The 12,413-nt window shown below is 61.2% G+C and carries 10 protein-coding genes; 4 read left to right on the top strand and 6 right to left on the bottom strand.

The window, feature by feature from the left end:
• Window positions 1-170 precede the first annotated feature (170 nt).
• Window positions 171-1,373: an ROK family transcriptional regulator gene (locus NKH70_RS10010; RefSeq protein ID WP_353025183.1), complete on the top strand. Its 1,203-nt coding sequence runs from the start codon at window positions 171-173 to the stop codon at window positions 1,371-1,373.
• 26 nt (window positions 1,374-1,399) lie between these two features.
• On the opposite strand, the gene NKH70_RS10005 is transcribed toward NKH70_RS10010, so the two are convergent.
• The 6 genes from NKH70_RS10005 to NKH70_RS09980 form a co-directional block, all read right to left on the bottom strand.
• Complete coding sequence (locus NKH70_RS10005) at window positions 1,400-2,770, bottom strand: alpha-glucosidase/alpha-galactosidase (protein WP_352977301.1); 1,371 nt, start codon at window positions 2,768-2,770, stop codon at window positions 1,400-1,402.
• A 21-nt stretch (window positions 2,771-2,791) separates the two neighbouring features.
• On the bottom strand, window positions 2,792-4,459 hold the full coding sequence (locus NKH70_RS10000) for an ABC transporter ATP-binding protein (RefSeq protein ID WP_352977359.1): 1,668 nt from the start codon (window positions 4,457-4,459) through the stop codon (window positions 2,792-2,794).
• Between the two features lie 9 nt (window positions 4,460-4,468).
• Window positions 4,469-5,602 (bottom strand): ABC transporter permease, encoded by a 1,134-nt coding sequence (locus tag NKH70_RS09995; RefSeq protein WP_352718088.1) that lies wholly within the window; start codon window positions 5,600-5,602, stop codon window positions 4,469-4,471.
• Between the two features lies 1 nt (window position 5,603).
• Entirely contained in the window at window positions 5,604-6,611 is a 1,008-nt protein-coding gene (locus NKH70_RS09990) for an ABC transporter permease (RefSeq protein ID WP_352661884.1), read from the bottom strand.
• Between the two features lie 105 nt (window positions 6,612-6,716).
• Entirely contained in the window at window positions 6,717-8,801 is a 2,085-nt protein-coding gene (locus NKH70_RS09985; protein ID WP_352913801.1) for an ABC transporter substrate-binding protein, read from the bottom strand.
• A 122-nt stretch (window positions 8,802-8,923) separates the two neighbouring features.
• A complete protein-coding gene (locus NKH70_RS09980) occupies window positions 8,924-10,390 on the bottom strand; it encodes an alpha-glucosidase/alpha-galactosidase (RefSeq protein ID WP_352718085.1) in 1,467 nt (488 codons plus the stop codon).
• 199 nt (window positions 10,391-10,589) lie between these two features.
• Here NKH70_RS09980 and NKH70_RS09975 point away from each other — a divergent pair, with 199 nt between their 5' ends.
• From NKH70_RS09975 to NKH70_RS09965, 3 genes are all read left to right on the top strand, one after another.
• A complete protein-coding gene (locus NKH70_RS09975) occupies window positions 10,590-11,471 on the top strand; it encodes an AraC family ligand binding domain-containing protein (protein WP_502908339.1) in 882 nt (293 codons plus the stop codon).
• Between the two features lie 367 nt (window positions 11,472-11,838).
• Window positions 11,839-11,973, top strand: a complete 135-nt coding sequence (locus NKH70_RS09970; protein ID WP_352718083.1) for a hypothetical protein — start codon at window positions 11,839-11,841, stop codon at window positions 11,971-11,973.
• Window positions 11,970-12,407 (top strand): CBS domain-containing protein, encoded by a 438-nt coding sequence (locus NKH70_RS09965; protein ID WP_353025182.1) that lies wholly within the window; start codon window positions 11,970-11,972, stop codon window positions 12,405-12,407. Before NKH70_RS09970 ends, NKH70_RS09965 begins: the two co-directional genes overlap by 4 nt.
• The last annotated feature ends 6 nt before the right edge of the window (window positions 12,408-12,413 follow it).

Here is a 12,413-nt window from a genome sequence, read left to right as displayed (position 1 = left end):
CTCACCTCCCGGGCAAGAGAATATGCTTGCCCGCCCCTTCAGAGCGCGGTGACATTGCTAACCGGATTAATTTCGCTGACCCCGGTTCGGGTGTTGAACAGTCGGACAAACTTACGCATATGTTTTCTCGAGAGGCAATAATTAATTTACAAAATTAAGAAAGCGGATCCGTGAAACTCAAGGGTGACCCGAGTACGACTCGGGCGATGAACCGCAGACTGATCCTCAATCTCTTGCGGCAGAAAGGAGCGCGCAGCCGGGCCGACATAGCGTCAGTTACCGGCCTCAGTCCGGCAGCGGTCACCTTCGTCGTGGCCGGCCTCATCGAGGAGGGCCTGCTGATCGAAGGCAAGACAGTCGTGGGCTCGGCTGGGCGCCGCCCTATCCCGGTGGATATCAACTATGCCAACGGCCTTGCCATAGGTTTCAAGCTGATGGTCGGATCGGTCGAATGCGTGGTCACCGATCTTGCGACCAATCCGCTGGGCTCTCTGCGCGTCAAGCTCTCGGACAGCGATCCCGACCATATCATAGCGACCTTGGCCAAGGCGGTACCGGAGCTGATTTCGATTGTCGATCGGCCCGCTGCCAAGCTTGCCGGGATCGGCGTTTCAATGCCTGGCGTCATAGACAACCAGAAGGCTGTGTGTATCCGCAGCAATCGCTATAACTGGGACAACGTTCCCCTTGGCCCGATGCTGGCCGAACTGGTAGACGTCCCCGTGTGGCTTGAGGACGACACCAATGCCTATGCCATTGCCCAGCAACTCTTCGGCCTGGGACGCCAGCACCGCAATATGGCTGTGCTGGCGATCGGCGTCGGAATCGGCTGCGCGCTCGTCTTCGATGGCAAACTCTATCGCGGCGCGAACGGTGCCGCCGGCAAGTTCGGCCACAGCTCTTATGAGGAGAACGGCCGCCTTTGCGAGTGCGGAAAACGCGGCTGCTTGATGGCCTATTATGCCGAGCCGGCGATCCTGCGCACCTGGCGCGAAGCCACCGGGCACGACGAAGCGGATAGCAAAGTCAGCCTTATGGCAGCCTTGGCAGACCGCGAACCGCGAGCCGTCGCCATTCTCGAAGAAGCCGGACATGGCATCGGCCGGCATCTCGCCAATCTTGTCAACATCACCGACCCGGAGGTCATTGTCGTCGGCGGTGAAGCCGTGTCGTTTGGCGATGCGCTGTTTGGCCCAATGCGGCTGACCCTTGGGAAAAATACCTTTCGCGCGGCACCACCAATGCTGCTGGACTGGGAGGACAATTCCTGGGCAAGGGGAGCGGCTGCTCTCGTAACGCAGAAGCTCTTTGATTTCGAAACATCTGCCGGCAACGCCGCTCCGCTTTCAAAGCCGGCCCTATGGTCGGCATAGGCGAGTGAAATAGACAGCCCTGCGCCTCAGGCCGCCCGAACGCTGCGCGCTCCGCGCGCCCAGGCCGGCAGCCAATCGCCATGCGCAACCAGCAAATCATCGACCAGCGACCATATCTGGTCGAGGTCGAGCTCGGCCGCCGTATGCGGGTCCATCATCGCTGCGTGATAGATGTGCTCGCGGTTCTCGGTCATCAGCGCCTGGACCGTCAGTTCCTGCACGTTGATATTGGTGCGGATCAACGCGGTAAGCTGCACAGGCAGCTCACCGATGAAGGTGGGTTGAATGCCCGAGGCATCGACGAGGCATGGCACCTCGGCGGCGCAATTATATGGCAATGACGTGATGCAGCCATTGTTGCGGACGTTGCCGTAGATCACCGACGGCTCGCCGGTCCAGACCGAGTTCATGATCGAGGACGCATATTCCTTCGACTGCTCCACTTCGATCTTGTCAGCCGAGCGATAGGCTTCCGCTTGCCCCTTCCAGCGTTCGATCTGCTCGATGCAGCGCTTCGGGTATTCGTCGAGCGGGATACCGAATTTCTCGATCAGATCTTCGCGCCCGTCCTTGATGAAATAGGGCGTGTATTCCGCGAAATGTTCGGAGCTCTCGGTGACGAAGTAACCGAGGCGCTTCAGCATCTCGTAGCGCACTCTGTTCGGGCAGCGCGGGTTCCACCCCGGCTTCGGCGCCCGCCCTTCGCTGTAGGCGCGCAGCAGATCCGGATAGAGGTTGCGGTAGGAGCCGTCCGGCTGGCGATGCTCGAACTTCAGGTAGAAGGCCATGTGATTGATGCCGGCCGAGCGGTAGCGAATTTCCTCGTAGGGAATGTCGAGGTCATGCGCCAGCTCCATCGCCGTGCCTTGCACCGAATGGCAAAGGCCGACCTGCTTGATGTCCGGGTATTTTTCCGCGATCGCCCAGGTGTTGATCGCCATCGGGTTGACATATTGCAGCATGATCGCCTGCGGGCAGATGGCGCGCATGTCCTCGCAGATCTTCCAGAGATGCGGCACGGTTCTCAAGCCTCGCATGATGCCGCCGACACCGAGCGTATCGGCGATGGTCTGGCGCAGCCCGTATTTCTTCGGAACTTCGAAATCAGTTACCGTGCAGGGCTCGTAGCCGCCGATCTGGAAGGCGACGACGACGAAATCGGCGCCCGCCAGCGCCTTGCGCTGGTCCGAGTAGGTTTCGGCTTTGGCCTTTACGCCAAGCGTCGAGATCAGCTTGCCGACGACGATTGCGCTTTCCTCGAGCCGTTGCGGATTGATGTCCATCAGCGCGATCGTCGCGCCGGATAAAGCCGGACGCTGCAATATGTCGCCGACGATGTTCCTCATGAACACCGTCGAGCCAGCTCCGATGAAAGCGACCTTGGGATTTCTTGCCACAACGACCTCCGGCATAAGCAATCAGGCTACCTCGAAAGCGGCTTTGACCAGCCGTTCGGTGTAAGCGGTTTTGGGATGGGACAGGACTTCGTCGACCGGCCCCTCTTCGACGATCCGGCCGTGCTGCATGACGATGACGCGATGGCACAGCGCCCGCACGACCTTGAGGTCGTGCGAGATGAAGATGTAGCTCAGGCCCCGTTCGCGCTGCAGCTTGCGCAGCAGTTCGATGATCTGCGCCTGGACCGAGAGATCCAGCGCCGATGTCGGCTCGTCGAGCACGATGAATTCGGGTTCGAGCGCGACGGCGCGGGCAATCGCAATACGCTGGCGCTGGCCGCCGGAAAACTCGTGCGGGAAGCGCGACAGGATATCGCCGGGCATGCCGGCGCTGATCAGCGCCTCGCGCACCCGCTCGATCCGATCGTTCCTGGTGGTGCCGATGCGGTTGACGACCAGCCCTTCCTCGATGATCTGGCCGATCGTCATGCGCGGGTTGAGCGACGAGAACGGATCCTGGAAGACGACCTGCATGCGCGACCGCAACGGCCGCATCTGCCCCCGCGAACAGCCATGGATCGGCTGGCCATCGAAATAGATCTCGCCGCTGTCCGTGGTGTTGAGCCTGAGCAACGCCTCGCCGAAGGTGGTTTTGCCCGATCCGGATTCGCCGACGAGACCCAGCGTCTCGTGCCGCCGAAGTGTCAGGCTGAGGCTGTCGACGGCGACGAGTTCGCGCAGGTCCGGCCTCATGAACGTGCCATGCCGCAGCATGAAGGAGACGCGCACATCCTTGGCTTCAAGAATGACGTCGGCGCCTTCCGGCAACGGATTTGCCTGGCCGCGCGGCTCGGAGGCAAGCAGGTGACAGGTGTAGGGATGCTGCGGATTGGCAAACAGCTTCTCCGTCACATTGTGCTCGCGCATCTCCCCATGCTGCATGACGTAGACATAGTCGGAGAACTGCCGCACCACCGTCAGGTCGTGCGTGATCAGGATCACCGCCATGCGCAGTTTCTTCTGCAGGTTTCGGATGAGATTGAGGATCTGCGCCTGAACCGTGACGTCGAGCGCCGTCGTCGGCTCATCGGCGATCAGCACATCCGGATCGTTGGCCAGTGCCATGGCGATCATCACACGCTGGCGTTGGCCGCCGGAAAGCTGGTGCGGGTATTGCTTCAGCCGCGCCTGGGGTTCAGGAATCTGCACCTGCTGCAGCAGCTCGAGCGCTCTTGCTTCGGCCTGCCTGCGGCTCATCTTGCGATGCACCCGTATCGCCTCGACGATCTGGCTGCCGATCGTGTAGATCGGGTTGAGCGAACTCATCGGCTCCTGGAAGATCATCGAGATGCGGTCGCCGCGCAGTTTGCGCCGGGCACGCTCGGAAAATTTCAGGATGTTCGCGCCGTTGTATTCGACGGTCGATTTCGGCGACACCACCGCGCGCTTCGACAACAGCCCCATGACGGTGCGCGCCGTCACCGACTTGCCCGATCCGGACTCGCCGACAATGGCGATCGTCTCGCCGCGATAGAGCTGGAACGAGATGTCCTTGACGGCTTCGACCATGCCGTGTTCGACCTTGAAATCGACGGCGATGTTGCGGGCATCGATGACCGGGTTTTCCGAACGGCCGTCATGGTCGAGCCGGACAGGCGGTGCGAAGGATTTGACGAGCGCGTGTTGCATCATGTCACGTCAATACGGATCGACCGCATCGCGCAGTCCATCGCCAAGCGCGTTGAACGCGAAGACGGTGACAAGCACGAAGCCGACCGGCGAGAGGATCCAGGGATAAGTGCCGATGACCGAATAGGTCGCGGTGTCTTGCAGCATCAGGCCCCAGGAGATCAGCGGCGGCTTCACCGCGAAGCCGAGAAAACCAAGGAAGGATTCGAGCAGGACCACGCTGGGGATTGCCAACGTGACCGCAACGATGACGTGGCTCATCACGTTTGGAAAAATATGTTGCATGATGATGCGGCCGTCCGTGGCGCCGACCGCCATCGCCGCACGAACGTAGTCGATCCGCGCCAGTGCCAGGGTCTTGCCGCGCACCTCGCGCGACATCTGCGCCCAGCCGAGTGCCGACATGACAACGATCACGAAGGCCAGAAAGACATTCGTCGGCGCCGTCACCGGAACGAGTGACGTCAGCGCCAGATAAAGCGGCAATTGCGGAAATGCGAGCACCAGTTCGACGAAGCGCTGGACCCAGACATCGAATGTGCCGCCGAAATAGCCCGACACCATGCCGACCGTCGTGCCGATCACGGTGACGATGAAGACCACGGTCAATGCGATCATCAACGAGATGCGCGAACCATAGATCGCACGAGCCAGCACATCGCGGCCGAATTTGTCGGTGCCAAGGAAATGCACCGGCTGGCCGTCGGTCGAGCCGAAGAAGTGCCGGTTCGCGGGAAGCAGGCCGAGCAGTCTGTACTCCGCTCCCTTGACGAAGAAGCCGAGCAGCCGCGGATGGTCGTAGTCCGGCCCGACGACGGGTTGGAAGGTAACCGGGTCGAGGTCTTCCGAATCCGCCAGGGCATAGACGCGTGGCTGGAAGACGAAGTTGCCGTCTCTGTCATGGAAGCTCATCATCTGCGGCGGGGCAAAGCCGACATCGGTCACCTTGGGATCCATCGGTGCGAAGAAGTCGGCAAACACCGCCAGCAGCACCAGAAACGCGACCAGGATGAGCCCGGCCATGCCGGTCCAGGACCGTTTCAGGCGGCGCCAGACGAGCGCGATGTAGCTCTCATTGCCGCGCGGCTTGACCTTGGCCGGTTGCTCGGCAAGTGGCGGCAGCGAGGGCTCGAAAGCAAGCATCTCAGGACCCTGCATATTGGCGCACACGCGGGTCGAGCATAACGAGCAGCATGTCGGCGATGATGTTGCCGACGATCAGCGTCGCCGACAGCACCATCATGAAGGTCGCCGTGACATAGACGTCACCGACCGCCATCGAACCAACGATCGCCGGGCCGACGGTCGGCAGGGCAAAGATGATCGCCGTCTCGATCTCGCCGGTCAGCATATAGGGCAGCACCACGCCCTGATACATGACCAGCGGATGCAGCGCATTGGGCACCGCATGGCGCATGACGACCGCACCGCCGCTAAGGCCCTTGGCGCGAGCGGTTTCGACATATTGCGCATTCAGCGTGTCGAGCAGATTGCCGCGCATCACCCGCATGTTGTAGGCGAGCCCGCCGAAGGTGGCGATGGCGACAACCGGCCAGACATGCCGGACCAGATCGACGAACTTCGCCCAGGACCACGGCGCCCCGCCAAATTGCGGCGAAAAGAAGCTGCCGATCTCGGAGACGTTGAACTGGAAGACCAGCAGATAGACGATGATCAGCGCCATCAGGAAGCGCGGTACCGTCATTCCGAGGAAGGAAATCGCTGACAGCGTACTGTCGATCCAGCTGTACTGCCTGGTCGCCGCCCAGATACCAAAGCCGATGCCCAGCACCGAAGCCAAGAGGTGGCAGACAAGCGCAAGCAGCAGCGTGCGCGGCAGCCGCTCGCCTACCACGTCGGCGACGGGCTTGTTGTAATACAGGCTGTGGCCGAAATCGCCCCGGGTGACGATGCCGGCGATCCAGTTCAGGTATTGGAGCGGAACCGGCTTATCGAGGCCATGCTCCACGCTGTAAGCCTTCGCCTGGGCATCGGCCTCGGCAAAGGAGGCTCCACCCTGGTTGATGAGCTGCAAGCGAATGTAATCGGCATAGTTACCCGGCGGTGCCTGGATGATCGCGAAGGTAACCACGCTCAAAATGGCGAGAACCGGTATTGCGGATGCTATGCGCATAAGCAGAAATCGCAGCATCGACCGTTTTTCTCCTCGCTCAGGTTCTCAGTTATCCCTCACCGCTGGCTTTGTCCCGGCCGCGCCAGCAGCGCGGCCGGGAATTTTCAAGTCAGGGGAGGAAACTCAGTTCGTCGGACCCTTGTCCCCGGGCTTTCCGGGAAGCTGCTCGGGAAACAGTTCATATTTCTGCTGCTTGTCGGCGGCCACCCAGACCCGCTCGCGGACGATCGAATCCTCGGCCCAGTTGAACATGAAGATCGGCGTTCCCTGCGGGATATTGGAGAAACGTTTGTTGATGATCAGCGCGCCGGGATATTCGGTGAGCCCGACGGTATAGACGTGTTCCGTCGAGATCTTCTGGAACTGCTTCATCAGGCTGGCGCGCTGGTCATTGTCCTGCGCCGAGACGAACTTGTTGACGATGTCGACAAGGTCCTTCTCGAACGGCATCAGATCAACCTGGCCGTTTTCCGGAGCGCGGTGGTTCCAGCTGGTGCGTGGACCGACCGGCGCCAGTTGCTCGGTGTTCTGCACTACCGAGGTGAGCTCCGTTTCGTTGCGCCTTACCAGCCAGTCGAAGCGACCGGAGTAATTAGCCTGATCGCGCTGGGTACCGTTCAACCCGTTCAGGACAACGCGAAGACCTAGCTTCTCCATCTGGCCGACGATGCCCTCCGCGAGGCTCTTGTCGGTGGTGTAATCGTTGTTGACGAGCATCACGATCTCGACATTCTTGCCGCCGGCGGTGCCGGCAGGAAAATTGACGAACCCGTCGCCGTCGGTGTCCTTCAGGCCTGCCTTGGCGAGTTCCGCCTTGGCGCCTTCGAGATCGAAGGGGTAGTAGACCGTCGACTTCCGGTCGTAGAAGCTCGTACCCGAGGAGAAGCCGCCCGGATAGATGGCAGTGAACGGACCCTTGACCAGCGAATCGCCGAGCGCCTTGCGGTCGAGCGCCATGGTGACGCCCTTGCGGAAATCCTCGTTGCGGTTCAGCTCGCGTACCGCCTGTCCGCGCTCGTCGGGGTTGCCCCAGCCATTGGCTGAGAAATTCATGCGCAGATTATAGCCGATCAGCCGCGGGCCGAAGGCAAGCCGTGCCGGCGCGTCCTTTTGCGCCGCTCGCTTCAGCGAGGCGACGAAGTTCTCCGGCTGCTCCAGATTGGAGAAGTCGCCCGCCCCCGACACCGCCTGAACGTCGCGGTCGGCCCAGGTCGACAGCTTGTAATGCAGCTCGTTGAGATACGGCAGCTGGTTGCCCTTCTCGTCGACCTTCCAATAGTACGGATTGCGGCGCATGACGATGATGTCGTCGGGGCGGTATGCCACCGGCACCCAGGCACCCATCACCGGCATGTTCATATATTCCGGCGGGAAGGCGTTCTTGAACTGCTCGTAGGTGTTCTTCGAATATTTCGGATGCTGCGGCTTGAGGATATGCGACGGGCCCGGACAGAAGGTGCCGTAAGCCATGGCGTAGAGATATTGCTTCGGAAAGGCGTCCTTGAAGGTCCACTCGACGGTATAGTCGTCGATTTTCTTCAACGTCGTGCCGACGCCGAAGGTCTCCTGCGTCGCGCCGTTCAGCGGCGACACATTAGGGTCGATCACCTCGTCGTCCCAGTAGAACATCACATCGTCGGCGTTGAACGGAACGCCGTCCGACCATTTCGCGCCCGCGACCAGATGCATCGTCAGCGTGTGGCCGTCCTTCGACCAGTCCCAACTCCTGGCGAGGTTAGGCAGCGGCTCCGTGTCCTTGGCCTCGACCTGGAAAAGCGGTGCGGTGCGCGTCAGGCATTCGGAAAGGCCGATGTCGATGCCGCCCCAGCCCTGCGTCTGGCCGGCGCCATAGTTCCAGCCCTCCGGCCGGCCGCCGATGACATGGCGCATGGTGTCACCGTAGACACCGACGCCGTCCGGCATATTGCCGGTCTTGAAGACCAGCGGCTCCTTAGGCAGCCGGTCCTTGACCGGCGGCAGCTTGCCTGCCTTGACGTATTTGTCGGTGACCCAATCGGGTTCGTGGTATTCTGGAAGTGCCTTGAACTCCAGGATCGAGTCGCGCGCGACGTGTTTGATCTTTCCCTCGGCGGGAAATTGCGCGGGCACCGGCGGCACCGTCGGCTCGGATGCATATGCGCTCAGCGCCGAGGCCGAGACGCTAAGCGCCAGCCCGGCGAGAATGCCAATGTTTCGAAAGTTCCTCATCGTCTCTCCTCCCTGTTGTTCAGGAGCGCGTTGACGCCGCTCCATTTCTCCTCGAACGATATGCAGACGGTGCGGCGCCGAAAATCCCTCCGAAACTTTACCGCAATCCGTCCTGATGAAATTCAGACGGCCTGCTTGAGAGCCGATTTTTCCGCACGCAATTCCTCGATCGAACGGACGTCGCGTCGCGCCGCACCGGCCCATTCGCGGGTCTTGACCCTGGATTTCGAAAGCCGCTCCTTCGCGGCCGGCACCGCATCGGCATATTGCGGCAGCCAGCGGGACTGGGCGACGACCATCTCGTCCACCATTTGCCAAACCTCTTCCGGCGTCGAAACCGCGCCGACCAGCGGGTCGTGCAGGACCGCGAGCTTCAGCAGGTCGATATCGCCGGAGATTGCCGCATGAACCGACATGCGCTGGACGTTGATCGAGGAAATGCAAGTGGCAGCGCAGGCCTCCGGCAGCGTGATGCCTGCCGCCATGTTGATACCGAAGCGGTCGACGAAGCCGGGCGACTCGACAATCGCGTCCTGCGGCAGGGTGGTGATGATGCCGTTGTTCTTGACGTTGAAGTGGCCGCGATAAACGCGGTTCGTCTCCAGCGCTTCGAGAATGTGGCTGGCATGCTCGTTGGAGCGTTTGGCGGGGTCTATCGGCCTGGCGGCGGATTCGAGAAATTGTGGGAATTCGGTTTCGAACCAGTTGCGCGTTTCGGTCGAATAACGAAGGTAGCCGCCGGTCTCGCCGTGGATCCAGTCGGACATGTCGATCCAGCGGGTGATTTCGTCCGGCCGCTTGCGATACCATGGCAGGTATTCGGAAAGATGGCCGTTGCTTTCGGTCGAATAGACGCCGAAGCGCTTCAGGACGTCGATGCGCAGCTTTTCCTGCTGCGAATAGACCGGATGCGCCTCGAAGGCGGCAACCAGCTCGTCCTTGCCGATCTTGCGGCCGTTGAGACGCAGGTCGATGAACCAGGTCTGGTGATTGATGCCGGAGCAGATGTAGTCGAGCTCGGTGCGCGACTTGGCGCCGAGCACTTCGGCGATCTGGTCGGCGCCATGCTGGACGCCGTGGCAGAGGCCGACAGTATCGACCTTGCCATATTCGATCGCCGCCCAGGTGTTCATGGCCATTGGGTTGGCGTAGTTCAGGAATTTCGCCCCAGGCTCGGCGACTTCGAGGATGTCCTTGCAGAAATCGAGGATTACCGGAATGTTGCGCTGGCCGTAGAGGATGCCGCCGGCGCAGATCGTGTCGCCGACGCATTGGTCGATGCCATACTTCAGCGGAATGCGGATGTCGTCGGCATAGGCTTCGAGACCGCCGACGCGAACGCAGCTGATGACGTAGCGGGCACCCTCGAGGGCAGCACGGCGGTCGGTCGTTGCCGTAACCTTGGTCGGCAGCCTGTTGAATTCGACGACCCTGTCGAGGATCGACTTGATCATCTGAAGGTTGCGCTCGCTGAGATCGGTCAGCGCGAATTCGACATCCCTGAATTCAGGAACGCACAAAATGTCGGTAAAGAGCTTCTTGGTGAAGCCGACGCTTCCGGCACCGATGATAGCGATCTTGAAACTCATCAGTCTCACCTCGACCTGATCGAATGCTAGGGCAAAGGCGGCGAAAAGAGGCCCGGCCCGCCTGCCGTGGCATGCAGGCTGGAATCCGGCACTTCCTCCCGTCCGCTCTTTGACCGCGGTTTCTTTTGCTTTTCTCGAGGGATTATGCGCCTAATTCAGCACGCGACCAGAGAAGGATTATGCTTTTAGGGGTAATTTTGTGCTGCGGAACTTGATCGACGCCGGGCCGGCGGGCAGGACGGTATCGCTGCCGCGCGGCCGCCAGCGCCTGCACACCATGCCGACAAGCACCGGCTATGAAGTTCGCGAGAACGAGGTCTACGACTGGGATGGGCGCAGGCGCGGCCAGACGCCGTTTACCGTGCTCCAGCACACGATCAGCGGCACCGGCCGATTGCGCTACGAGAACCGGAACTACCGCCTGCAAAAGGGCGATACGTTGCTGGTTCTCGTGCCGCACAACCACCGTTACTGGCTGGCCAGGGGCGAACGCTGGGAATTCTTCTGGATATCGATGAACGGCGAGGAGGCACTGCGCATCCACAAGTCGATCCTTGCCGCCGTCGGTCCCGTGCTACGGCTGAAGCCCTCGACGATCGATCATCTGGCCGATTGCAGCGTGCGCCTGATCACGGGCGCGGTCTCGCCCGGAGCCGCCTCGGCCGTCGCCTATGAAGCAGCCATGGCGCTCTACGACGATGTCTTCGGCTCGCATGCCGTCACCGACGACAAGAGCGCCATGCAGCCGGTCATCGATCACATCAAGGCCAACCTCGACAGGCCGCTCCGCGTTGCCGATCTCGCCGAGATCAGCGGCCTGAGCCGTGCGCATTTCTCGCGCTGCTTCGCCGAGAGCGAGGGACTTCCACCCGCCGAATTCGTACTGCAGCAGCGACTGCAGCGCGCGGCGAAGTTGCTGACGAAGGCCGATTTCCTGCCGGTCAAGGAGGTCGCCATCATGTGCGGCTTCGAGGATGCCAATTATTTTTATTTTTCGAAGGTCTTCCGCCGCCTCTACGGCGTCAACCCGACGCAATTCCGCACCAACGGAATGTATGCCAGCCTGGGAACCGCCCGATAGGTTGGCATCGCTTGGCATCGGATGTGGGAACGCTTTTGCTTCCCCTTGGTTTAGGACAGGAGAGCCTGCTCGCCGCTGCCGCAACCCGGTCTTGGCGGAGATCAGGCCACAGATGTCACGGGAGTGATCGATGAACAATCCCGATCCGAACAACCCGAATCCACTGCCGGACAATCCCAATCCGGAGCCGGCCCGGCCGCCTGCCCCGCCGGAGACTCCGCCGGCAGAACCTCCAGGCGTACCCCCGCCCTCGCCGGATCCAATTCCAACGCCGGACCAGGAGCCAATCGGAATTCCTCCTGGCACGCCTTCCGAAATTCCTTCGGAACCGACCTTTCCCGGGCCGACCGCCTGAAGGGCGGTCGGTATGGAGGATGGCAAGGGTGATTTTGGCGAAGCGCTCGAAACGGGTCTTGCCATGGAACGTTTTGCGCTGGCGCTCATTCACCCTTCCATCATGGAAACCGGCGGCGGGCCCTGCAACCAATGGAGGTTAAAATGAAAGTCGGCAACTGCATGGCAAAGGACGTCGAGATCGCCAGTCCGCAGCAAACCCTGCGCGATGCGGCAGAAATGATGGGTCGCCTCGATGCCGGCGCAATGCCGGTGGGCGAGAACGACCGGCTTGTCGGCATGGTAACCGATCGCGACATCGCAATCCGCGGCGTCGCCCAAGGCAAGACACCTGACGCCAAGGTACGGGAAGTGATGAGCACCGAGGTCAGGTATTGCTTCGAAGACGAAGACGCGGAGGATGTTCTGCGCAACATGGCTGACCTGAAAGTGCGCCGGTTGCCGGTGCTAAACCGCGACAAGCGCCTGGTCGGCATCGTTTCGCTGGGCGACCTCGCCACCAACAGCGAGACGGCGACAGCAGGTGAAGCGCTAAGCGGCATCTCGCAACCCGGCGGCGAGCATTCGCAAACGATACACTGACCCCGC

It is taken from the genome of Mesorhizobium sp. M0991 (genome assembly GCF_040318915.1).
GTDB lineage: Bacteria > Pseudomonadota > Alphaproteobacteria > Rhizobiales > Rhizobiaceae > Mesorhizobium.
This window is presented reverse-complemented; position numbering and strand designations above follow the sequence as displayed.